General features: G+C 47.6%; 22 protein-coding genes and 1 other RNA gene. 21 read left to right on the top strand and 2 right to left on the bottom strand.

Annotated elements, in window-relative coordinates; genetic code table 11:
* Position 1: 1 nt before the first annotated feature.
* Entirely contained in the window at positions 2 to 979 is a 978-nt protein-coding gene (locus Selli1_RS03505; RefSeq protein ID WP_281872312.1) for a DUF6128 domain-containing protein, read from the top strand.
* An 84-nt stretch (positions 980 to 1,063) separates the two neighbouring features.
* On the top strand, positions 1,064 to 1,585 hold the full coding sequence (gene tadA, locus Selli1_RS03500; RefSeq protein WP_087251849.1) for a tRNA adenosine(34) deaminase TadA: 522 nt from the start codon (positions 1,064 to 1,066) through the stop codon (positions 1,583 to 1,585).
* 19 nt (positions 1,586 to 1,604) lie between these two features.
* Here tadA and ffs read toward each other — a convergent pair.
* An RNA gene (ffs, locus tag Selli1_RS03495) (signal recognition particle sRNA large type) lies at positions 1,605 to 1,867 on the bottom strand.
* A gap of 69 nt (positions 1,868 to 1,936) precedes the next feature.
* Between ffs and Selli1_RS03490 the strand changes: the two genes are divergently transcribed.
* From Selli1_RS03490 to Selli1_RS03415, 16 genes are all read left to right on the top strand, one after another.
* A complete protein-coding gene (locus Selli1_RS03490) occupies positions 1,937 to 3,670 on the top strand; it encodes a B12-binding domain-containing radical SAM protein (protein ID WP_281872310.1) in 1,734 nt (577 codons plus the stop codon).
* 5 nt (positions 3,671 to 3,675) lie between these two features.
* Positions 3,676 to 4,314: an endonuclease III gene (gene nth / locus Selli1_RS03485; RefSeq protein ID WP_087251847.1), complete on the top strand. Its 639-nt coding sequence runs from the start codon at positions 3,676 to 3,678 to the stop codon at positions 4,312 to 4,314.
* A 141-nt stretch (positions 4,315 to 4,455) separates the two neighbouring features.
* Positions 4,456 to 5,940: a peptidoglycan binding domain-containing protein gene (locus tag Selli1_RS03480; RefSeq protein WP_281872308.1), complete on the top strand. Its 1,485-nt coding sequence runs from the start codon at positions 4,456 to 4,458 to the stop codon at positions 5,938 to 5,940.
* Complete coding sequence (locus tag Selli1_RS03475; protein ID WP_087166619.1) at positions 5,937 to 6,920, top strand: AIR synthase-related protein; 984 nt, start codon at positions 5,937 to 5,939, stop codon at positions 6,918 to 6,920. The genes Selli1_RS03480 and Selli1_RS03475 overlap by 4 nt, the downstream gene beginning before the upstream one ends.
* Positions 6,921 to 6,927: 7 nt before the next feature.
* Complete coding sequence (locus Selli1_RS03470; protein WP_087166914.1) at positions 6,928 to 7,410, top strand: Lrp/AsnC family transcriptional regulator; 483 nt, start codon at positions 6,928 to 6,930, stop codon at positions 7,408 to 7,410.
* Positions 7,410 to 8,585 (top strand): aminotransferase class I/II-fold pyridoxal phosphate-dependent enzyme, encoded by a 1,176-nt coding sequence (locus tag Selli1_RS03465; RefSeq protein ID WP_191437078.1) that lies wholly within the window; start codon positions 7,410 to 7,412, stop codon positions 8,583 to 8,585. The genes Selli1_RS03470 and Selli1_RS03465 overlap by 1 nt, the downstream gene beginning before the upstream one ends.
* Before the next feature lie 41 nt (positions 8,586 to 8,626).
* The gene (locus Selli1_RS03460) at positions 8,627 to 9,124 is read left to right on the top strand and encodes a tRNA (cytidine(34)-2'-O)-methyltransferase (protein WP_087166621.1); all 498 of its coding nucleotides are present in this window, start codon (positions 8,627 to 8,629) and stop codon (positions 9,122 to 9,124) included.
* 444 nt (positions 9,125 to 9,568) lie between these two features.
* A complete protein-coding gene (locus tag Selli1_RS03455) occupies positions 9,569 to 9,877 on the top strand; it encodes an ATP synthase subunit B family protein (protein ID WP_087166622.1) in 309 nt (102 codons plus the stop codon).
* 31 nt (positions 9,878 to 9,908) lie between these two features.
* Positions 9,909 to 11,930: a V-type ATP synthase subunit I gene (locus Selli1_RS03450; protein ID WP_281845551.1), complete on the top strand. Its 2,022-nt coding sequence runs from the start codon at positions 9,909 to 9,911 to the stop codon at positions 11,928 to 11,930.
* Positions 11,930 to 12,415: a V-type ATP synthase subunit K gene (locus tag Selli1_RS03445; protein ID WP_281872305.1), complete on the top strand. Its 486-nt coding sequence runs from the start codon at positions 11,930 to 11,932 to the stop codon at positions 12,413 to 12,415. Before Selli1_RS03450 ends, Selli1_RS03445 begins: the two co-directional genes overlap by 1 nt.
* Before the next feature lie 38 nt (positions 12,416 to 12,453).
* Complete coding sequence (locus Selli1_RS03440; protein ID WP_087166625.1) at positions 12,454 to 13,047, top strand: V-type ATP synthase subunit E; 594 nt, start codon at positions 12,454 to 12,456, stop codon at positions 13,045 to 13,047.
* Positions 13,048 to 13,081: 34 nt separating this feature from the next.
* Positions 13,082 to 14,053, top strand: coding sequence for a V0D/AC39 family V-type ATPase subunit (locus Selli1_RS03435; protein ID WP_281845552.1), 972 nt, complete (start codon positions 13,082 to 13,084; stop codon positions 14,051 to 14,053).
* The gene (locus Selli1_RS03430) at positions 14,046 to 14,366 is read left to right on the top strand and encodes a V-type ATP synthase subunit F (protein ID WP_087166627.1); all 321 of its coding nucleotides are present in this window, start codon (positions 14,046 to 14,048) and stop codon (positions 14,364 to 14,366) included. The genes Selli1_RS03435 and Selli1_RS03430 overlap by 8 nt, the downstream gene beginning before the upstream one ends.
* A gap of 20 nt (positions 14,367 to 14,386) precedes the next feature.
* The gene (locus tag Selli1_RS03425) at positions 14,387 to 16,156 is read left to right on the top strand and encodes a V-type ATP synthase subunit A (protein WP_087166628.1); all 1,770 of its coding nucleotides are present in this window, start codon (positions 14,387 to 14,389) and stop codon (positions 16,154 to 16,156) included.
* Positions 16,157 to 17,527: a V-type ATP synthase subunit B gene (locus Selli1_RS03420; RefSeq protein ID WP_087166629.1), complete on the top strand. Its 1,371-nt coding sequence runs from the start codon at positions 16,157 to 16,159 to the stop codon at positions 17,525 to 17,527. It abuts the gene before it with no gap.
* Positions 17,528 to 17,545: 18 nt separating this feature from the next.
* Entirely contained in the window at positions 17,546 to 18,208 is a 663-nt protein-coding gene (locus tag Selli1_RS03415) for a V-type ATP synthase subunit D (protein WP_087166630.1), read from the top strand.
* Positions 18,209 to 18,304: 96 nt separating this feature from the next.
* Here the strand turns inward: Selli1_RS03415 and Selli1_RS03410 are convergent, their stop codons facing one another.
* On the bottom strand, positions 18,305 to 19,405 hold the full coding sequence (locus Selli1_RS03410) for an SLC13 family permease (protein ID WP_087166631.1): 1,101 nt from the start codon (positions 19,403 to 19,405) through the stop codon (positions 18,305 to 18,307).
* Between the two features lie 188 nt (positions 19,406 to 19,593).
* On the opposite strand from Selli1_RS03410, the gene Selli1_RS03405 reads away from it, so the two are divergent.
* From Selli1_RS03405 to Selli1_RS03395, 3 genes are all read left to right on the top strand, one after another.
* A complete protein-coding gene (locus Selli1_RS03405) occupies positions 19,594 to 20,019 on the top strand; it encodes a hypothetical protein (RefSeq protein WP_087166632.1) in 426 nt (141 codons plus the stop codon).
* Between the two features lie 122 nt (positions 20,020 to 20,141).
* Positions 20,142 to 20,657, top strand: a complete 516-nt coding sequence (locus tag Selli1_RS03400; protein ID WP_087166633.1) for a shikimate kinase — start codon at positions 20,142 to 20,144, stop codon at positions 20,655 to 20,657.
* Positions 20,658 to 20,855: 198 nt separating this feature from the next.
* Positions 20,856 to 22,148, top strand: a complete 1,293-nt coding sequence (locus Selli1_RS03395; protein ID WP_087166634.1) for a UDP-N-acetylglucosamine 1-carboxyvinyltransferase — start codon at positions 20,856 to 20,858, stop codon at positions 22,146 to 22,148.
* The last annotated feature ends 108 nt before the right edge of the window (positions 22,149 to 22,256 follow it).

Below are 22,256 nucleotides of genomic sequence, written 5' to 3'. Positions count from 1 at the left end.
TATGGAAAGGAAAAGGAAACAGGCGGGAAGCAGATTTATGAAGCGTTTTATCTGTTATCTTTATGAGTATCAGGAAGGAAGACGGATCAGAAATATCGGATTTTGTAAAGTGGAATCATCGGAGGATGGATGCACGGTCAGTATTCACGGGAAAGGCTGGGGGATGAACAGTCCGAAAAAGCTGTCACTGTATCTGTTCTGGAGAGAGAATGGAAAGTGCCTTGGGGTGTATCAGGGAGAACTTGGGAATGTCAGTCCGGCACTGAATTACAGGCTTTCCTATACGGAAGAAGATGTAGGAAGCAAAGCACGGTATGACCGCGTGGAGGGAATCATTTTATGCGGAGAGAACGGGCCGCGGTATGCTGCGGTCTGGACCGATGAGGCGGTGGATATCAGCCGGATGGAGCCGGCCGGAAAAGAAGAGATGACAGAAGAAAAGGAAGAACAGCCGGAAGAACCGAACGAGGAAGAGCCGGTGCCGGAGGAAAATGAGATGCCGGATGAGCAGGAAGAACCGGCAGGTGTTTCCTATGATGTGAGGGAGATTTTGCCTGAGGAGAGCCGGGAACTGGAAGAAAAGGAGCCGGAACCGTTCTATTTTGACGAGGAAGAGGAGGATTCGAAGCCTGAGATTGCGGAACAGGAGTGTCAGACAACGTGCCGGTTTCGCTGCACCAAAATCCAGAGACAGGATCTCTCAAGACTCATCCGAAGAGAGTGGCAGCTGGCAAACAACAGCTTTCTCCTGCACGGTTATTATAATTATCATCATCTTGCTTTTTTGCAGGAGGGAGAGAACCTCTACCTCGGAGTACCGGGAGTCTACAGCGAAAAAGAACGAAGAGCTGCACAGGCCTTCGGATTTCCTGGATTTGTAAATTATGAGGAGGAGATGCTGGATCTGCCGGAGGGAGAAAAAGAGGACCGGGCAGATTTCGGGTATTGGTGTCGACAGGTTCATCAAATTAGAGTATAATGAATAAGAAATTGCCGTGTTTCAGAGGACTTTCGATAAAAACGGCACAGAAGAATTTCAGTAAAAGACACAGGAGTATCGAAGATGGGACGCAGACGTTCAAAAGAAGAGAAAGAACAGGAAGAGAAACTTCAAAAAGAGCTTCAGGAAAAGCAGGATATCAAATACATGAAAGAAGCGGTGAAGCAGGCGAAGAAGGCTTATGCCCTGGGTGAGGTCCCGATCGGATGTGTCATCGTATATGAAGATAAGATTATCGGACGGGGATACAACCGCCGGACGATTGATAAAAATACACTGGCCCACGCGGAGCTTCAGGCGATCCGCAAGGCGAGCCGGAAGATGAATGACTGGAGACTTGAGGACTGTACGCTGTATGTCACCCTGGAACCGTGCCAGATGTGTTCCGGGGCGATTGTGCAGGCGCGGATCAGGCGGGTAGTCGTCGGATGCATGAATCCAAAGGCGGGCTGTGCAGGATCGATCATGAATCTTCTGCAGGTGCCGCAGTTTAATCATCAGGTGGAACTTACGACGGGGATCATGGGCGAAGAGTGCAGCCGGATGATGAAGACATTTTTTAAAGAATTAAGGCAAAAAAAATAGAGCAGTCATCTGCTCTTTTTTGTGCGCTGTGCGTCGAACGCATCTCCCAAGCGTTACTCTGGCAGTTAACTCAACCCAGGCACCCTCGCGGCACACGGGAGGTTCCGCTTAGTGCTGCTTCGTTCCCGACCTGACACGGTTCACGGAGTCCAGTTGCGCGAGACCCGAAGTATCAACGCCACTTTCCAGAGGCAGCCTCACAAGAATACGCCCTCGGCACAGCATCACCCCTACTATAGCGGATTGTAGGTACAGGGTACCGCTAACACCCCGGCTGCACGTTTCATAAGTTTACAGTGTTTTTGGGGAAATGTCAATAAAATCGGCAAAATAAAAAGGAGAAAATTACGTATGAAAACCATTCTCGCGGCAGTGAATGCCAAATATATCCATTCCAATCTGGCTGTCTATTCTCTAAGGGCTTATGCAAAAGACTATCTGAGTGAGACGAAGATTGCGGAATATACGATCAACCAGCAGATTGATGAGATCCTGATGGATCTGTACCGGGAGCAGCCGGAACTTCTGTGCTTTTCCTGCTATATCTGGAATCTGGATTATGTGGAGGAGCTGGTGCGGGAGATCAAAAAGATCCTGCCGGAGACGATCATCTGGCTTGGCGGTCCGGAAGTCTCCTACGATGCGAAAGAGGTGCTTCTCAGACTGCCGGAGGTTACCGGAGTGATGAAAGGGGAGGGCGAGGAGACGTTTGCCGCGCTTCTGGACTTTTATCACGGGAAAACAGAAAGGCTGGATGAGACTGCCGGAATCACGTTCCGGAAAGAGGACGGTGAGATCCGGGAGAATACATGGCGGGAAGTCATGGATTTAAGTCTTGTGCCGTTTGTATATGAGGACCTGAGCCTGTTTGAGCACAAAATTATTTATTATGAGACAAGCAGGGGATGTCCGTTCCGGTGCAGCTACTGTCTGTCCTCGGTTGATAAATGTCTCAGATTCCGGGATCTGGATCTGGTAAAACGGGAGCTTCAGTATTTCCTGGATCAGAAAGTTCCGCAGGTAAAATTTGTGGATCGGACGTTTAACTGCCGCCACGGCCATGCGAAGGAAATCTGGAAGTATCTTCTGGAACATGATAATGGAATCACCAATTTTCATTTCGAGGTGTCGGCAGATCTTCTGAATGAGGAGGAACTGGAACTGATTTCCCGGATGCGTCCGGGGCTGATTCAGCTGGAGATCGGAGTGCAGTCGACCAATCCGGATACGATCCGGGAAATCAAAAGGACGATGAATTTTGAACGGCTTTCGGAAGTGGTAAAAAAGATCAAGGCAATGGGAAATACACACCAGCATCTGGATCTGATTGCGGGGCTGCCATATGAAGGGTATGAGAGTTTTGGACAGTCATTTGACGATGTCTACGGTCTGATGCCGGATCAGCTGCAGCTTGGATTTCTGAAAGTGCTGAAGGGTTCTTATATGCAGGAGCATGCGGAGGAATACGGACTGGTATATAAAGGAAAACCGCCGTACGAAGTGCTTGGGACAAGCTGGCTTTCCTACGGAGAGATTGCACAGCTTAAAAAGATCGAAGAGATGGTGGAGGTCTATTATAACAGCGGACAGTTTGCGAATACACTGCGCTTTCTGGTAAAGGAATTTGCATCGCCGTTTCGGATGTACGAGAAACTGAGCGGCTACTATGAGGAGAAAGGACTGTTTGGCCGGAGCCACACAAGAACCGCAAGATACGAGATTCTGCTTGACTTTATCGGGGAAAACGTAAAAGGAAAGACAAAATTTTACCGGGAACTTCTGATTTATGATCTGTATCTGCGGGAAAATATCAAGAGCCGTCCGGAATTTGCAGGGGAGTCTCTGGCGGACAAGGAGTTTTTGAAAGCATTTTACGACAGGGAAGAAAAGGAGCCGGTATATCTGAAATCCTATGAAAAGACGGATAGCCGGAAACTCCGGAAGATGACCCATATCGAAGTATTTGAGTTTCAGGTGGACCGGGATATGGAGCCGGGGAAAACCGTGCTGCTGTTTGACTATCAGAACCGGAATCCATTAAATTATGAAGCGGCGGTGTTCCGGATCGGAGAAAAAGAGGAGTAAGAAAAATGAAGAAACGGACAAAGGAGATTCTGGATATTCTGGATCAGCAGTTTGGAACAGAATATAAATGTTATCTGAATTATGAGACGCCGTGGCAGCTTCTGGCGGCCACCATGCTGAGCGCGCAGTGTACGGATGCGCGGGTCAATATCGTGACGAAAGATCTGTTTCAGAAGTACACATCGCCGGGAGACATTGCGGCAGCGGATTTAAAAGAACTGGAAGAAGATATCCGGCCTACCGGATTTTACCATAACAAGGCGAAAAACCTGATTGCGTGCATGAAGGACATTCACGAAAAGTATCACGATGAGGTGCCGTCCACGCTGGAGGAGCTGACGTCGCTTGCGGGAGTAGGGCGGAAAACCGCCAATGTGATCCGGGGCAATATTTACCACGATCCAAGTGTTGTGGTAGATACCCACGTGAAACGGATTTCAAGGAGACTTGGATTTACGACAAATGAGGATCCGGAGAAGATTGAGCAGGATCTGATGAAAGAACTGCCAAAAGACCACTGGATTCTCTACAACATCCAGATTATTCAGTTTGGAAGGACGATCTGTACGGCAAGAAGTCCAAAGTGCGGGGAATGTTCCTTGCAAAAATACTGTGAAGAGTATAAAATAAAAGGAAAAGTCTGACAGGAGAAAGGATGATGGGATGAATTTCCATGATAAAAAGACACGAAGACTTGTGGCGATTGTGATTATACTGGTGATTATAGCAATGGTAGCAACGTCTATTATACCTTATCTGATTTAGGAGAAATGGTGGGAGCGCCTATGGGAGAACGGAAGAAAGAAAATCCAAAACACACGCAGAGGAGAATGAGTGCAGCACAGAAAAGAAAGTTCATGGCCCTTGCCGGGCTGGCTTTTCTATGTGCTCTTTTTGTCATTGGCATTTTTTATTCTTCTGTCTACCGTTATGTACACAGAATGGATCGGGAGCAGATTGAGCAGAATGTATTTGTTCAGGGAGTAGATGTTTCCGGTATGACAGAAAAGGAGGCGCTTGAAAAGTTAGAGGACCGGTGGACGGTTATGAAACATACGCCGGTTACACTGAAAGCAGACGGAAAGACGGCACAGGTGACAGTCTCCGAGCTTGGAATCCGGCAGGGTGATTTGGTGAGTCTTGTAAAAGAGGCGTCCGAATACGGGAAGCACGGAAATCTGTATCAGCGATACAGGAAAATACGGCAGGCAAAGAAAGAGAAAGTAGAATACGAAGACGATTATCAGATCGATGAGGAAACAGCGGAAAAAGTGCTGGAAGAGAAAACAGCAGACTTCTTTGAAGAGGCAGTGAACGCAAAGATTACAAGGGTCGGAGGCGTATTTCAGATCACCGATGAAAAAGACGGAGAGAAAGCGGCAGTTCAGGATGTTCTGGATGAGATCGTTGACAGGCTGGGCGATCTTGAGAAAGGAAAAGATGTGGAAATTGAGGTGAAATCCGAAAAGGATGAGCCGAATATCAGCCGGGACGACCTGGAAGCGGTTCAGGACGAGCTTGGCAGTGCATCTGTAGAGATCCGGAATGATGAGACGCGCCAGGAGCTTCTGACGTTGACCGGAGATCTGAACGGACAGATTGTGATGCCGGAAAAGGAACTTTCCCTTCAGAAAGTGCTGGAAGAGCATTCCGGGGAGGAGATGTCTCAGGAAGCGCTGGATCTGATGGCTACCAGCCTCTATGATGCTGCCCTGTATGCAGAGACCGGGATTTCCGAACGACATGAATCAGAAACGATTCCGGAATATGTAGACGCGGGAATGGAAGCGGTTCTCTCGGAAGAGAAGGATCTGAAAATAGAAAATACAACAGAGTCGCCTCTTTATATTGAAGCCTATATCAATGGAGATGAAGAGCTTGTCTGCACCATTTACGGGGAAGAAACCCGTGAGAAAGAGAGAAGCATTTCTTTCAAAACCGAGACGGAAGAGAAAGAGGACTCTGAGGTGGCGACTGTCTATGAGGAGGACGCTGCGCTTGCAGCCGGAAAAACCGAAGTAAAGGAGAGCGGATCGCCGGAAAGCACAGTGACTCTTTTGAAGATTGTAAAAGAAGACGGTGAAAAATCCGATGAAGAGGAAGTCGGTGCATCCGAATACGATGCGGTCAGCAGGATTGTGAGCGTCGGCACAAAGACAGACGATGAAAAAACAAAAGAAGCACTGAAAGAGGCGGTTGCCACACAGGATCAGGAGACCATCGAAAAGGCGGTCGAACAGGCAAGGAACAGTAAAGGACAGGAAAGATGAGAAAAGGGATTTTGACACAGGCTGCATATCAGCGGTCTGTATATAGAAAATTAAAAGATGATCATCCGGCACTTTCGCCTTACAGCTGGAAACGCTGTACGAAAATACCGCTTGGTGCCAAAGAACTGGTGGTTTCGGAGATTCTCATGACCGGAAGGGAGAAGGATCTTTTGGTTTATGCCGCGGCCAGGGCGGTGACGGCTGTCGCCGCGGAGGGCGGGCATCCGTTTGGGGTAAGGGTGTCCGTCCTCGTGCCGGAGCAGACAGAGGAAGACTCCATAAAGGAAATGTCGGAGATTCTAAAAGAAACGGCAAAAGAGCAGGGATTTCAGATTCTGAATATATTTACCGAAGTATGTCCTGATGCAGATGTATTTACCGTGTCGGTTACCGGATTCGGAACATGTGAAAGTACGGACGAAGAACCGGAAAAGGCATACGACGGAAAGGATCTGGTTCTTGTCAATCCGGTTGCACTCGAAGGGAGCCTTCGGGTTCTGCACGAAAAAGAGGTGGAAATCCGGGAGCGGTTTGTGCCGGTATTTTTGCAGAAACTTCTGGATTCCAGAGGGACTCTGTTTGCAGAAAAAGCAGTCAGAAAAGCAGAAGAATATCATGCGGATTTTATCAAGCCGGTGACAGACGGCGGAGTATTTGGAGCTCTGTGGGAACTGGCGGAAGAGACGAAAACGGGATACGAGGTGGATCTGAAAACATTTCCGGTCCGCCAGGATATCATCGAGATCTGCGAGCTTTTCAGACTGAATCCATATCAGATGGCATCGGGAGGATGTCTGCTTATGATCCTTGAAGATGGACGTGGTTTTGTTGAGGCTTGTAAACGGGACCAGATAATGGCGTCCGTCATCGGAAAGATGAAAGCAGGAAAGGATAAAATCATTCTCAACGGGGAGGAGAGACGGTGTACGGACCGTCCGGCTGAGGATGAGTGGTTTCGGATCTGTAAAGGAGGAAAATAAGATGAATATGAGAACGGAAATATTGCGTTACCTGGAAAAGAACAGCCGTGTGGATTTAGGGGAGCTGGCAGTGCTTCTCGGAACAGACGAGGCAACGATCGCAAATGAGATCGCGGACATGGAGAAAGAAAAGATTATCTGCGGCTACCATACATTGATTGACTGGGACAAGACAGGGGAAGAGTCTGTGACAGCCCTGATTGAAGTCCGGGTGACACCGCAGAGAGATCTGGGATTTGACCGGATTGCGGAGCGGATCTACAATTTCCCGGAAGTTACAGCGGTCTATCTTATTTCAGGAGCATATGATTTTCTGATTATTCTGGAAGGGAAGACACTCAAGGAGGTATCCCGGTTTGTTTCAGAGAAACTTTCCCCGATCGAACCGGTGCTTTCCACGGCAACCCATTTCATTTTAAAGAAATATAAGGACCACGGAACGATTCTTGCGCCTCAGAAGAAGGCAGAAAGGATGCTGGTGATGCCGTAATGAGAAATCCATTATCCGATAAGATTGTAAATATACAGCCGTCCGGTATCCGGAAGTTTTTTGATATTGTAAATGAGATGAAAGACGCGATTTCCCTGGGAGTGGGTGAGCCGGATTTTGATACTCCGTGGAGAATCCGTGAAGAGGGAATCTACTCTCTGGAAAGAGGACGGACATTCTATACATCCAATGCGGGGCTGAAAGAATTAAAAGACGAAATTTCAAAATATCTGGAGCGGAAGATTCAGGTTTCCTACGATCCGGCATCCGAGATCGTTGTGACGGTCGGAGGAAGTGAAGGAATCGACATCGCCATGCGTGCCATGCTGAATCCGGGGGATGAGGTACTGATCCCGCAGCCAAGCTATGTCTCCTATCTGCCGTGCGCAGTGCTGGCGGACGGAGTGCCGGTGGTGATTCCGCTGCAGGAGAAGAATAAATTTAAGCTGACAAGAGAAGAACTGGAAGAAAAGATTACGGATAAGACGAAGATACTTGTGCTTCCATTTCCAAACAATCCGACAGGATCCATCATGACGAAGGAGGATCTTGAGCCGATTGCAGAAGCAGTTGTGGAGCACGATCTCTTTGTAATCTCCGATGAGATTTATTCGGAGCTGACTTATGGAACGGATCATGTTTCTATTGCATCATTTCCTGGAATGAGAGAGAGAACGATTGTGATCAATGGTTTCTCCAAAGGATTTGCCATGACCGGATGGCGGCTTGGATATGCGTGCGGACCGGCTCCGATTCTGGAACAGATGTTAAAGATCCATCAGTATGCCATCATGTGCGCACCGACCAACAGCCAGTATGCGGCTGTGGAGGGACTGAGAAACTGCGAGGATGAAGTCCAGGAGATGAGAAAGGCGTATAATCAGAGAAGACGATACCTTCTGCATGAGTTTCAGCGGATGGGGCTGCAATGCTTTGAGCCGGAGGGAGCGTTCTACATGTTCCCGGGCATTCAGGAGTTCGGAATGACCTCGGAAGAATTCGCGACACGCTTTCTGGAGGAAGAGAAGGTGGCTGTCGTGCCGGGGACGGCATTTGGAGACTGCGGGGAAGGCTTCCTGCGTATTTCCTATGCGTATTCGCTGGATGACCTGAAAGTTGCGATCGGGCGTCTGGAAAACTTTATTACAAAGCTTAGAAATCAAAAGAAAGCATGATGCTGTCATATCAGGACAGCGTGTGCGGGGGGAGGAATCACATGCTGAATATTGTGCTGCATGAGCCGGAAATTCCGGCAAACACCGGAAATATAGGGCGCACCTGTGTGGCGGCGGGCGCGAGGCTTCATCTGATTGAGCCTCTTGGTTTCCGCCTGACAGAGAAAAACTTAAAACGGGCCGGGATGGACTACTGGGATCAGCTGGATGTCCGGACTTATATTGATTTTCAGGATTTTCTGGAGCAGAATCCTGGAGCCAAAATCTATATGGCCACGACGAAGGCGCACCAGATTTACACGGATGTCCGCTATGAGCCGGACTGTTACATTATGTTCGGAAAAGAAAGCGCGGGAATTCCGGAGGAAATCCTTGTCGATTATGAGGATACCTGCATCCGGATTCCCATGATCGGGGATATCCGTTCCCTGAATCTTGGCAATTCGGCGGCGATTGTTCTGTACGAAGCGCTCCGCCAGAACGGATTTGCGGGAATGAACCTGGAAGGACATCTGCACAGGCTGGACTGGAAAGAATAAACAAAAGATATCTTATTTCCGCAAAGGCGGTTCTGTCTGATACAGACTGCTTTTGCGGAATTCTAATGACACATCATGTTACAGAGGGAAGATTCTCTTTCACAAAGAACTCCAAAACAGGATAAAATTTCTGAAAATGCATATTTATAGACTGAAGTACGAAAAAAACGGTACTCTTTGAGAAAAAAATAACAATTTTGAAATAGTTTTTTTCTATTATAGACAAAATATTTAGATACAGGATGTTTCAAAAGATTCATCAATAAGTAAAATATCAGCCGAAAAAGTTACGAATCGTTTCATTTGTGCAAATTGCATTATAATAAGAAGAGAAGGAACTTTTTCATTATCGGAATTGCACATTGAAAAAATTGCAGTTTAAAATATTTTATGCTAAGATAAATCTATATGGGGCAGAGATTTATAGACAAAGGTGGTGAGAAGGTGATACAGAAAACAATTCAGGCTGTACAGGAGGCGGAAGCGAAAGCAGCTGATACCTTGAAGCAGGCCGATGACAAAGCGTCTGAGGTGCTCGCCAAAGCAAATCAGAAAGCCGGTGAATTGAAAGAGGCTGTTGTCAATGAGGCACAGGAAAGAGCAGAGAAGAGGATGGAAACATTGAAAGTAAAATTGAAAGAAGAAGAAGGGGCTTTCGATGCGGATACTCAGAAAGAAGTGGATGCCTTAAGGGCAATAGCAGATCAAAGGGAAGCGCAGGCAGTGGAGATGATTCTCAGAGAGCTGTCATGACGCTTTGCAACAAGAAAGGAGGAGTTTCCATATGTCAGTATTGCAGATGCAGCGAATCAGTATCTGCGCGTTGAAAAAAGACCGGAAGGCAATACTGGAAGAACTTCAGGAACTGGGAGTACTGGAGATCGAGACTTCCAAAGTGACGGCGGACGGACTGGACAGACCGGATACAGCTGAAGAGAAACAGAGATCTGAGAAGCAGGCTCTGATGCTGGATCAGGCGCTAGATGTACTGCAGGAATATGCTCCGGAAAAAACTTCGATTTTTGCCTCCCTGGAGGGGAAGAAACTGGTGGCAAGAGACAGCTTTTTGGCTGCTGTCAAAGAGAGAGAAGCGATTCTTGAGTCTGCCGGGAAAATTCTTTCTTTAAAGAAAAAGGAGGCGGAAAACAAAGCCGAGATCGTGAAACTGCAGACACAGAAGGAAGCGCTCACACCGTGGCTGGCACTGGATATTCCGATGAACTGTGAGGGGACTAAAAAGACCAGAATTTTTATCGGCAGTATCGGAAGTGTTATGACGCAGGAGGAGATCCTGACCAGAATTGCACAGACGGCACCTGATCTGTCTACGGTAGATGTCGAGATTATTTCTGCAGACAAAGATCAGACCTGCCTGACGGCGGTATGTCTGAGAACCGAAGCCGACAGACTGGAAGAAGCACTCAGAGCTTCCGGCTTTTCCAGACCGGCACAGTCCTGGGAGAAGATTCCGGCACAGGAGCTGGAAGAAATCGAAAAGAAAATGGAGAAGGTCCGGAGTAATATTGCGGGGATCCAGGAAGAGATCAGATCGATGGCGGATCTCAGAGAGAACCTGAAGATGCTTTCGGATTATTGCAGGACAAGAGCACAGAGATATGAAGCTCTTGCAAAGATTCCGCAGACACAGAAGACATTTCTTGTCAGCGGATATGTGGCAGCCAAGAATGCGAAAAAGCTGGCTCAGAGACTGGAGCGTCAATTTACGCTCTCTGTAGAGATTGAGGAGCTTGCAGAGGATGAAGAGGCGCCTGTACAGCTGGAAAACGGAAAGGCGGCAGCTTCGGTGGAAGGTGTTCTCGAGGCATTTGGACTTCCGGGAAAGGGAGAAGTGGATCCGACCAGAATTATGTTTGTGTTTTATGTGTTTCTGTTTGGAATGATGCTTTCCGACGCTGCGTATGGGCTGATTGTGTTCGTAGCCTGTGCGGTTCTTTTAAAGAAGTTTCCAAGAATGTCCGAAAGTATGGCGAAATCACTCAGAATGTTTATGTACTGTGGAATTTCTACAATCGTATGGGGCGTTCTGTTTGGAGGATATTTTGGAAATATTGTAGATATTGTATCTGAAAAGTTTTTTGGAGTAACAGTGACGGTACCGGCGGTATGGTTCATGCCGCTGAATGATCCGATGAAACTGCTTGTATTCTCCATGTTGTTTGGGTTGATTCATCTGTTTACAGGTCTTGGAATCAAAGGATACATGTGTCTGAGGGACAAGCGCTACATGGACTTTTTCTGTGATGTGGTTTTGTGGTACTGCCTGCTTGTCGGACTGATTCTGATGTTGCTTCCAAGCAGTATTTTTGCATCCATTGCACAGGCGCATATTGTACTGCCGGAGCCGGTGAATCTGCTTGCAAAAGTACTTGCCATTGCCGGAGCGGCAGGAATCGTACTGATGTCCGGGCGCGGAAGAAAGAATCCTGCGCTTCGGCTGGCACTTGGAGCCTATGATCTGTACAACATTACAGGGTGGCTCAGTGATGTTTTATCCTATTCCCGTCTGCTGGCACTGGGACTTGCCACGGGAGTTATTGCTTCTGTTGTAAACCAGATGGCGGGCATGCTTGGAAACGGCATTATCGGAATTATCGGATTTATTTTAATTTTTATCGTAGGTCATACGTTAAATCTTGGGATTAATCTTCTGGGTGCGTATGTGCATACAAACAGGCTGCAGTTCGTAGAGTTCTTCGGGAAGTTTTATGACGGCGGCGGAAGAGCATTTGCACCGTTTCATTCAGACACAAAATATATGGATATTATGAAGGAGGAAGAATTGTAATGAGTATTTTTGAAAATTTAGGGCTTGTTTATGCGTTATTAGGTGCTGCGCTGGCAGTTATTTTAGCAGGTATGGGTTCTGCGTATGGAGTAGGTATTGCCGGACAGGCAGCGTCCGGAGTTGTGACGGAAGATCCGTCAAAGTTCGCAAAGGTTCTGATTATTCAGCTTCTGCCTGGTACACAGGGAATTTACGGTCTGCTTGTTGCGTTCATTACACTTTCCAAGATCGGTCTTCTCGGAGGAAGTCCGGCAGATCTTGATGTGAGAACAGGGCTGCTGATACTGATTGCCTGCCTGCCGGTTGCGCTCGTAGGACTTGTTTCCGCAAAACATCAGGGAAGAACTGCAGTGGCTGCAATCGGAATTGTGGCAAAGAAACCGGAGCAGTTCGGTAAAGCCATGCTGTTCCCGGCAATGGTTGAGACTTACGCGATCCTTTCACTTTTGATTTCCTTCCTTGCTGTTACAGCAATTCAGGTATAGTATCAGGACAAAATCTAAAAGTAAAGGAGAGCTTAAGAATGACTGGATTAGATAAAATGATCAGCCAGATTCTGGAAGAAGCGGATGCCGCAGCATCACAGAAAGAAGCGGACGCCGCATCACGTGCTGAAGCGATCCTTTCGGAAGCAGAAAAAGAGGCGGAGATCCTGAAGACGGAGATTGAAGAAAAATCTGAAAAAGAACTTGCAGGATATGAGAGCCGCCACCGCCTGGCCGATGAGCAGAAGAGGCGAACAGCCCTTCTTTTGGCGAAGCAGGAGATTATTTCCGATACAATCGAAAAGGCATATCAGAAATTCTGCTCGATGGAGACAGAAGCCTATTTTGAAGTGATTGCAAAAATGATTAGAAAATTTGCGCTTCCGAAGGAAGGAGAGATACTGTTTTCCGAAAAAGACCTTGGAAGGATGCCGGAAGGATTTCGGGCGGAAATCGCCCGGGCAGCAAAAGAAAAGGGCGGCAGTCTTACTGTTTCCGGTGAGACAAGACGGATGGAAGGCGGTTTTGTCCTTGTATATGGAGGAGTTGAGGAAAACTGCTCTTTCAGGGCGCTTTTTGATTCCAGAAAGGATGAGCTGCAGGATAAGGTTAATAGATTATTATTTTTTTAGACAGCGCAATTCCGCGAGAAGGAGGATTTAACCAATGGCAAAAAATCAATACACCTATGCGGTTGCGCGGATCAGGTCAATGGAAGTATCGCTGTTTTCCCAGGCGGATATTGAACAGCTCCTTGCGTGCAGGGATGAAAAACAATGTCTGCAGCTTCTTCAGGAGAAGGGGTGGGGAAATGCGGACACACCATCTGATGCTGAAGCGATATTGACATGTGAACGGGAAAAGACCTGGGCGGAAGTCGGCGGTATGATCGATAATATGTCCGTGTTTGACGTACTGTCTTACCCGGATCTTTTTCACAATCTGAAGGCTGCGATTAAAATGGTAGCTTCCGGAACAGAGATTCCGGGTATTTTCATCAGCGGGACGAGAATTCCTGCCAGAGAGATACTGGACAGTGTAAAAAACAAAGAATTCGAAAAGCTGCCCGATTACATGGCGGGGGCTGCCAGAGAAGCGTATGAGACACTTCTGCATACGCAGGATGGACAGCTTTGTGACATCATGATTGACAGGGCGGCTCTTGAGGCCGTCTATCAGGCAGGGAAAAACGCAGAGGATGACATTATCCGGGAATATGCCGAGTCCACTGTCGCGGTGGCGGATATTAAAATCGCGGTACGTTCACAGAAAACCGCAAAAAGTCTGGAATTTATGAAAAATGCGATGGCAGAGTGCGGAAGTCTGGATGTCGATGCGCTCTGCAGGGCAGCGCTTGGCGGAGTAGATACAATTGCAGAATATCTGGAAGGCACAGCATATAAAGGAGGAGCGCAGGCACTGAGAGAGTCGGCTTCCGCTTTTGAATGCTGGTGCGACAACCGGATTATCGAAACGATCCGCCCGCAGTTATACAACCCGTTTACAATCGGACCGGTTGTTGCGTATGTGCTTGCGCGGGAAAATGAAATAAAAACGGTGAGGATCATACTGACCGGAAAGCAAAATGAACTTCCGGAAGAATCCATCCGGGAAAGGGTAAGGGAGATGTATGTATAAGATAGCAGTATTAGGCGATTATGACAGCATTTACGGTTTTGCGGCCCTGGGTCTTGACATCTGTCCCGTAAACAGCCCGGAGGAGGCAAAGAAGACATTTGTACAGCTGGCGGAGGCAAAGACAGGTATCATCTATGTGACCGAAGCTCTGGCAGCTGTCTTGAAACACGAAATAGACAGATATAAGGACGCAATTGTGCCGACTGTGATCCAGATTCCTGGAATCAGCGGAAACACGGGCGCCGGAATCGAAGGGGTAAAGAAGTCTGTAGAGCAGGCCGTAGGCTCCGATATTCTGTTTGGTGGTAATTAGGAAAGCAGGTGATTGTCGAAATGAGTAAGGGAACGATAAAGAAAGTGGCAGGGCCGCTGGTTATCGCTGAAGGAATGCGTGACGCCAACATGTTTGACGTGGTTCGTGTAAGTGATCAGCGATTAATCGGAGAGATCATCGAAATCCACGGTGATCAGGCCTCTGTACAGGTTTATGAAGAAACGGCGGGACTGAAACCGGGCGAACCGGTAGAGTCCATGGATGTGCCGATGTCCGTAGAGCTTGGACCTGGACTGATCACAAGCATCTACGACGGTATCCAGCGTCCGCTTGATGATATTATGAAAGTGACAGGCGGAAACAGCCTGAAACGCGGAGTTGAAGTTCCATCCCTGAAACGGGACAAGAAATGGGAGTTCGTTCCGGTAGCTAAAGTAGGAGACGAAGTTGAGGGCGGAGACGTGCTCGGAACTGTTCAGGAGACCATTGTCGTACAGCAGAAGATCATGGTACCTCCGAATGTAAAAGGAACAGTAAAAGAGATCCGTTCCGGTTCTTTCACTGTCGAAGAAGTGGTTGCGGTACTTTCCACTCCGGAAGGAGACAAAGAGCTTACCATGATGCAGAAATGGCCGGTAAGACGTGGACGTCCGTATCAGAAGAAACTTGCTCCTGAGATGCCGCTGATCACAGGACAGCGTGTTATCGATACATTCTTCCCGATTGCAAAAGGCGGTGTGGCTGCGGTTCCGGGACCATTCGGAAGTGGAAAAACAGTTATTCAGCATCAGCTTGCAAAATGGGCGGAAGCAGATATTGTCGTATATATCGGATGTGGAGAGCGTGGAAACGAGATGACCGACGTTCTGAACGAATTCCCGGAACTGAAGGACCCGAAGACAGGCGAGTCCCTGATGGAGAGAACCGTTCTGATCGCCAACACATCGGATATGCCGGTTGCAGCGCGTGAGGCATCCATTTATACAGGAATTACGATCGCGGAATATTTCCGCGATATGGGATATTCCGTAGCTTTGATGGCAGACTCCACATCCCGGTGGGCAGAGGCGCTCCGTGAGATGTCCGGACGTCTGGAAGAAATGCCTGGTGAAGAAGGATATCCGGCTTACCTCGGAAGCCGTCTGGCGCAGTTCTATGAGCGTGCAGGACATGTGGTTTCTCTTGGAAAAGACGGACGAGAGGGGGCTCTTTCCGTAATCGGAGCCGTATCGCCTCCGGGTGGTGATATTTCCGAACCGGTATCCCAGGCAACCCTTCGTATCGTAAAGGTATTCTGGGGACTGGATTCCAACCTGGCTTACAAGAGACATTTCCCGGCGATCAACTGGCTGACCAGTTATTCGCTGTATCTGCAGGATATGGAAAAATGGTTCAACGAAGAAGTAGCTGCGGACTGGATGGATAACCGTCAGAAGATGATGGGACTCCTTCAGGATGAAGCAGAACTTGACGAAATCGTTAAGATGGTAGGTATGGATGCACTGTCACCGTCCGACCGTCTGAAGATGGAGGCCGCACGGTCCATCCGTGAGGACTTCCTGCACCAGAACTCCTTCCATGAGATTGACACGTATTCTTCTTTGAAGAAGCAGTATCTCATGATGAAACTTGTGCTTGCGTTCTACGAAGAGTCTTCCAGGGCTCTTTCCGAAGGAGCATCCATGAACAAGCTGATCGGCATGCCGGTACGCGAGCAGATCGGACGTTTTAAATATACTCACGAAGATGAGCTGGATGATGCTTATCAGAAAGTGACAGAAGAGCTTACAGCAGAAGTAGCGGACACATTCGGAAAGGAGGACTTCTAAATGCCAAAAGAATATAGAACAATTCAGGAAGTTGCCGGACCGCTTATGATGGTCCGCGGGGTAGAAGGCGTTGCATACGACGAGCTGGGCGAAATTGAACTTGTAAACGGTGAAACCCGCCGGTGCAAGGTTCTGGAAGTAGATGGAGATACCGTACTTGTACAGCTGTTTGAAAGTGCGACAGGAATCAACCTTTCCAACAGCAAGGTACGTTTCCTTGGAAGAAGCATGGAGCTTGGTGTATCAGAAGACATGCTCGGCCGTGTCTTTGACGGACTGGGACGTCCGATCGACGGCGGGCCGGAAATCCTTCCGGAAGAGAGACTGGATGTTAATGGTCTCCCGATGAACCCGGCGGCGAGAAGTTATCCGGAAGAGTTTATCCAGACAGGAGTTTCCGCAATTGACGGATTGAACACTCTTGTCCGTGGACAGAAACTTCCGATTTTCTCGGCATCCGGACTTCCGCACGCGCAGCTTGCCGCACAGATCGCAAGACAGGCAAAAGTGCGGGGCACCGATGAACCGTTCGCCGTTGTATTCGCGGCAATGGGTATCACATTCGAAGAATCCAACTTCTTTGTGGAAAGCTTCCGGGAGACAGGAGCTCTGGACCGTACGGTTCTGTTCGTCAACCTTGCAAATGACCCGGCTATCGAACGTATTTCCACGCCGAAGATGGCGCTGACAGCAGCAGAGTACCTTGCGTTTGAGAAAAACATGCACGTACTTGTTATTCTGACGGATATCACAAACTACGCGGACGCGCTCCGTGAAGTATCCGCAGCCCGTAAAGAAGTTCCGGGCCGCCGTGGCTATCCGGGATATATGTATACAGACCTTGCATCCATGTATGAAAGAGCAGGACGTCAGAAAGGAAAGAGCGGAAGTATCACGATGATTCCGATCCTGACCATGCCGGAAGATGACAAGACCCATCCAATCCCGGACCTTACCGGATATATTACAGAGGGCCAGATCATCCTGAGCCGTGATCTTTATCGTAAGGGCGTTCAGCCGCCGATCGATGTACTGCCGTCTCTGTCCCGTCTGAAAGACAAGGGAATCGGTGAAGGAAAAACCCGTGCGGATCATTCCAACACGATGAACCAGCTCTTTGCGGCGTATGCACGTGGAAAAGAAGCGAAAGAACTCATGGTCATCCTCGGTGAAGCAGCGCTGACGGAAATTGACCTGATCTACGCAAAGTTTGCAGATGCATTTGAGAAGGAATACGTTTCCCAGGGATACGGAACAGACCGTTCTATCGAGGAGACACTGGAAATCGGATGGAAGCTGCTCTCTATTTTACCGAGAAGCGAGCTGAAACGTATCGATGATAAATATCTGGATCAGTATTATGGCAAATAGAAATGGGGGTGAACTGGCTTGGCATCTACACAGGTAACACCAACCCGTATGGAGCTGACGAGGCTGAAGAAAAAGCTGGTAACTGCGACAAGAGGCCATAAGCTCTTGAAAGATAAACGTGATGAGCTGATGCGTCAGTTCCTTGATCTGGTCAGGGAAAATATGGCGCTTAGAGAAAAAGTGGAAGCCGGAATCAAGGCGGCAAACAAAAACTTTGTAATCGCAAGAGCCGGTATGTCCGGCGAGGTTCTGAAAACTGCTTTGATGATGCCGAAACAGTCGGTGGAACTTCAGGTGGGAGAGCGGAACGTCATGAGTGTGGACATCCCTGTTTTTGAAACAAAGACAAGGACCGCCGATGCAAATGATATCTACTCATACGGCTTTGCCTTTACGTCCAGCGATCTGGACGGAGCTGTAAAGTCACTTGCCGATATTCTTCCGGATATGTTAAAGCTGGCAGAAACCGAAAAGGCATGCCAGCTGATGGCATCGGAGATTGAGAAGACAAGACGGCGTGTCAATGCGCTGGAACATGTCATCATTCCGGAGACACAGGACAATATCCGTTATATCACGATGAAGCTGGATGAAAATGAGAGAAGTTCTCAGATCCGGCTGATGAAAGTAAAAGACATGATGCTGGAAGATGCGCATCATTATAAAGAGCGCCAGGCATAGACGGCGTGATAATGTATCAGGCAGATGAAGGAAACTGTTTCTTGACAACATTTCCGTATCTGCCTGTACTGTTTTGGGACAGATATTTGGATCTGCCTAAAAGGCCAGATAGAGAACAAGAAGGAAGAAAAGATTACAGATGGTAAAGATCATGATATATTTTCCTTTTTGCTCCGGATATCCGGATGAAATCTGCCGGTAGGAAATCAGACTGGCCATGGAGGCAATCAATGTGCCAAGGCCGCCAAGGTTCGTTCCGATGATCAGCTCGGAAATACGGGATGTGTAATTCGAGAGCAGCATGGCAGCCGGAACATTGCTGATGACCTGGCTTGCGAGAATGCTGACCGGCCGTTCGTGATTCTCGAGCACAGAACGGATAAAGATGCGCAGACTTTCAAAATGATCGATATTTCCCACAAAAATAAAAAAGAATACAAAAGTCAAAAGCAGCGCATAATCAATTTTTGCAAACAAGTTCCTCTTTCGAAAGAAAAGAGGGGCGGCAACAAGAATCAGAAGTGCCCGGTCTGGCAGAAAGCCGGCGACAGAACACAGGCAGAAAAGGAAAAGGATCCCGAAAAACAGAAGATCTTTTCTGCCGGGAAACGAGGACTTTCCGACCTGAATACTGATTGATCCGCGTTCTGTTCCAAAGAAGGAAAAGAGAGCCAGAAGCACGGCCGCAAGTGCGGTAAAAGGCAGCATCAGCCATAAAAATTCCGGAAGACTCATTCCGGAAAGGGAATACAGGTAGAGGTTCTGCGGATTTCCGATCGGGGTGAACATGCTTCCCAGATTTGCAGCGATTGTCATCAGGACAGTCAGATAACAGATCCTGGATTCCATCTGGCCCATTTTCAGGATCAGAATACCGAACGGGACGAACGTAATCAAGGATACATCGTTGGTAATGAACATGCTGCTCAGAAAGCATAAAAATACGAGGGTAAGCGCAAGCCCTCTCCTGGAAGAAGTCCTGTTTAAAAGCAGCCCTCCGATATAGAGGAAAAAGCCTGCTTCCCTTAAACCTTCCACAATCAGCATCAGGCAGAAAAGTAAAATCAAAGTATGAAAATCGATATAGCCAAGATATGCAGGCCCGGGAGGCGTGATCAGGCAGGACAGAAGAGCCAGACACAGAGATACCAGCAGAACAATATCATTTTTAAATAAACAGATGATTTTTCTTATCATTTCTCAACATTCCTTTCGTGCGTTTTTTGCACCATTGAGATTATAGCAGAAGTGAGTCGAAACGTCACCATTTTTGAAAGGAAACCGGACGGATTTGAAAAAATAAAAGAAAACAAGGAGGCAAGCTGCAAAATTCCAGTTTTTGCATATGGTAAAGTAGATTATATCAGACAGGAAGTGCGAAAAATATGGAACATAAACTACCTTATTATATGGCCTATCCGATGGATTTAAAGGAATACGGTGAGGAAAAAAGAGACCGTCGTGATGTGGAATACATGAAGAGCATGTATCCGATGTCCGCAAAGAAAATCCTGCCGTATGTGGAAGAAGAGTGTGACCGGATGGAATATGAGGGAAGTATGATCTATGACGAATACCCGGACCGTCTGCTTCTCTATCTGATGGCAGGCCGGATTTATGACAGAATGAAAGAAGGGGAGAAGAAGGAAATTGCCATGGAGATTGAAAAAGAGCAGGTGGAAACACAGGAGCTTAAACGGAAGAAAAAGGACAGGGAAGAGACTCTCATGGATCTGGTCCAGATTCTTCTGTATCAGGAAATTGTGCAAAGAAGATGTAGGCATCGCAGAAATTGCAGGCATTATTATTAAATTTTTCGTCAGGATACAGGGTTTACGCAAAGTTTAAACCATGATAAAATATGAATGGAAATACAAATCGATACCGTTTTTTCTAAAAATGAAGAATGCGGCACGAGAAGAGAGGAAGGCAGATGAAGAAAAATCTCATTTTCATAGGTATGCCGGCATCTGGAAAAAGTACGATCGGTGTTGTGACAGCAAAGCGTCTGGGATATCGGTTTATCGATACAGATCTTATGATACAGGAGCAGGAAGGGAAGCTGCTCAGGGAGATTATTGAAGAAAGAGGAACGGATGGATTTCTGGAGATCGAAAATCAGGTTAATGCGTCTGTGCAGGCAGAAAAAGCGGTGATCGCACCGGGTGGGAGTGTCGTGTACTGCGAAAACGCGATGGAGCATTACAAAGAGATAGGGACGATTGTGTATCTGCACGTTCCGTATACAGAGATCGAGGCACGGATCCAAAATGCAAGAAACCGCGGTGTTGTGCTGAAGGAAGGACAGACGCTGCGGGAACTGTACGATGAACGCTGCAGACTTTTTGAACAGTATGCAGATGTCCGTATCAATGAAGACGGTTTATCGATGGGAGAGACGGTTGAAAAAGTACTTGCTGTTCTCAGTGATATCAGGGGAGAAAACTGAGGATAAATAGTCCGGTCTGTCTGCATCTCCGGCAGTCGGCACAAAAAGGAACGAGAAATAAAAGTTTTACAAACAGAAAATTTGTGCTATACTAATCCGGTAAGAGTGTTCTTTGTTAAATTTATATGAACATTAGTTAAAATTTAGATAGATCAGGACGAAATTACGGATACGATTAAATAGTAGTCGAGGTGTGATATGGAGCAGTATATTATTAAGGGAGGGACTCCTCTTGTTGGCGAAGTTGTCATAGGGGGAGCCAAAAACGCGGCGCTTGCAATTCTTGCAGCTGCAATTATGACGGATGAGACAGTACACATTGATAATCTTCCGGATGTGAATGATATCAATGTTTTATTAGAAGCAATGGAAGGTATCGGTGCGCAGATCAAGAGAATTGACCGTCATACGGTACAGATCAGCGGTGGAGCGGTGCATGATTTTAATATTGATTATGACTATATCAAGAAGATTCGAGCTTCCTATTATCTTTTAGGAGCCCTTCTCGGTAAGTATAAGCACGCGGAGGTGGCACTTCCGGGCGGGTGCAATATCGGAAGCAGACCGATCGATCAGCATTTGAAGGGATTCCGTGCCCTTGGAGCGGAAGTGGAGATTGAGCACGGAAAGATTCTTGCCGATGCGGACAGACTTGTGGGAAGCCATATTTATTTTGACGTTGTCAGCGTAGGAGCTACGATCAATGTGATGATGGCAGCTTCGATGGCAGAGGGTATGACGATTCTTGAAAATGTGGCAAAAGAGCCGCATGTAGTAGATGTTGCCAACTTCCTGAACAGCATGGGAGCTAATATCAGAGGCGCAGGTACGGATGTGATCAAGATCAAAGGTGTAAGCAGACTTCACGGGGCGGAGTATTCTATTATTCCGGATCAGATTGAGGCAGGTACCTTTATGTTTGGAGCAGCCGTGACAAAGGGCGACGTGACAGTACTCAATGTGATTCCGAAGCATCTGGAAGCGACCATTGCAAAGCTTGTAGAGATCGGATGCGAAGTGGAAGAGTTTGATGACGCTGTGCGTGTAGTTTCAAAAGGGAAACTGCGTCATACACAGGTGAAGACCCTTCCTTATCCGGGATTCCCGACAGACATGCAGCCGCAGATGGGAGTTGCGCTGGCATTGTGCGAAGGAACAAGTACGATTACAGAAAGCATTTTTGAAAACCGGTTTAAATATCTGGATGAGCTTGCGCGCATGGGAGCGGTTTCCAAGATTGAGGGAAATTCAGCGACAATCGAGGGCGTGGAGCGGTTCTCCGGAGCCAGAGTGAGCGCGCCGGATCTGAGAGCCGGAGCTGCGCTGGTGCTTGCAGGACTGGCTGCGGACGGTATTACGATTGTGGATGATATTGTCTACATTCAGCGAGGATATGAACGGTTTGAAGAGAAATTAAGAGAGCTCGGCGCTGAAATTGAGAAGGTTTCAAGCGAAAAAGAGATCCAGAAATTTAAACTGAAAGTCAGCTGAAAACAGTACGTGAGGAGTGGGGTGCGGAGATACCGTATCCCTGCTTTTGTTAAAAAACTCTTGACAGGATTATATGATGGTGATATGATTCCGTACAGTGACAAGTAA

The organism is Sellimonas catena (assembly GCF_027924685.1).
Lineage (GTDB): Bacteria > Bacillota > Clostridia > Lachnospirales > Lachnospiraceae > Sellimonas > Sellimonas catena.
Note: the sequence above shows the minus strand (reverse complement) of the source record. Positions and strands in the feature narration are given on the sequence as shown.

What these genes read in the sequence shown, in the direction of transcription:
- Selli1_RS03405 (WP_087166632.1), top strand. Translation starts at nt 19,594, where the DNA reads ATGGAACATAAACTACCTTATTATATGGCCTATCCGATGGATTTAAAG.
- Selli1_RS03460 (WP_087166621.1), top strand. Translation starts at nt 8,627, where the DNA reads ATGCTGAATATTGTGCTGCATGAGCCGGAAATTCCGGCAAACACCGGA.
- Selli1_RS03425 (WP_087166628.1), top strand. Translation starts at nt 14,387, where the DNA reads ATGAGTAAGGGAACGATAAAGAAAGTGGCAGGGCCGCTGGTTATCGCT.
- Selli1_RS03505 (WP_281872312.1), top strand. Translation starts at nt 2, where the DNA reads ATGGAAAGGAAAAGGAAACAGGCGGGAAGCAGATTTATGAAGCGTTTT.
- Selli1_RS03450 (WP_281845551.1), top strand. Translation starts at nt 9,909, where the DNA reads ATGTCAGTATTGCAGATGCAGCGAATCAGTATCTGCGCGTTGAAAAAA.
- Selli1_RS03465 (WP_191437078.1), top strand. Translation starts at nt 7,410, where the DNA reads ATGAGAAATCCATTATCCGATAAGATTGTAAATATACAGCCGTCCGGT.
- Selli1_RS03445 (WP_281872305.1), top strand. Translation starts at nt 11,930, where the DNA reads ATGAGTATTTTTGAAAATTTAGGGCTTGTTTATGCGTTATTAGGTGCT.
- Selli1_RS03395 (WP_087166634.1), top strand. Translation starts at nt 20,856, where the DNA reads ATGGAGCAGTATATTATTAAGGGAGGGACTCCTCTTGTTGGCGAAGTT.
- Selli1_RS03420 (WP_087166629.1), top strand. Translation starts at nt 16,157, where the DNA reads ATGCCAAAAGAATATAGAACAATTCAGGAAGTTGCCGGACCGCTTATG.
- Selli1_RS03410 (WP_087166631.1), bottom strand. Translation starts at nt 19,405, where the DNA reads ATGATAAGAAAAATCATCTGTTTATTTAAAAATGATATTGTTCTGCTG.
- Selli1_RS03440 (WP_087166625.1), top strand. Translation starts at nt 12,454, where the DNA reads ATGACTGGATTAGATAAAATGATCAGCCAGATTCTGGAAGAAGCGGAT.
- Selli1_RS03435 (WP_281845552.1), top strand. Translation starts at nt 13,082, where the DNA reads ATGGCAAAAAATCAATACACCTATGCGGTTGCGCGGATCAGGTCAATG.
- nth (WP_087251847.1), top strand. Translation starts at nt 3,676, where the DNA reads ATGAAGAAACGGACAAAGGAGATTCTGGATATTCTGGATCAGCAGTTT.
- Selli1_RS03480 (WP_281872308.1), top strand. Translation starts at nt 4,456, where the DNA reads ATGGGAGAACGGAAGAAAGAAAATCCAAAACACACGCAGAGGAGAATG.
- Selli1_RS03430 (WP_087166627.1), top strand. Translation starts at nt 14,046, where the DNA reads ATGTATAAGATAGCAGTATTAGGCGATTATGACAGCATTTACGGTTTT.
- Selli1_RS03470 (WP_087166914.1), top strand. Translation starts at nt 6,928, where the DNA reads ATGAGAACGGAAATATTGCGTTACCTGGAAAAGAACAGCCGTGTGGAT.
- Selli1_RS03490 (WP_281872310.1), top strand. Translation starts at nt 1,937, where the DNA reads ATGAAAACCATTCTCGCGGCAGTGAATGCCAAATATATCCATTCCAAT.
- Selli1_RS03475 (WP_087166619.1), top strand. Translation starts at nt 5,937, where the DNA reads ATGAGAAAAGGGATTTTGACACAGGCTGCATATCAGCGGTCTGTATAT.
- Selli1_RS03400 (WP_087166633.1), top strand. Translation starts at nt 20,142, where the DNA reads ATGAAGAAAAATCTCATTTTCATAGGTATGCCGGCATCTGGAAAAAGT.
- tadA (WP_087251849.1), top strand. Translation starts at nt 1,064, where the DNA reads ATGGGACGCAGACGTTCAAAAGAAGAGAAAGAACAGGAAGAGAAACTT.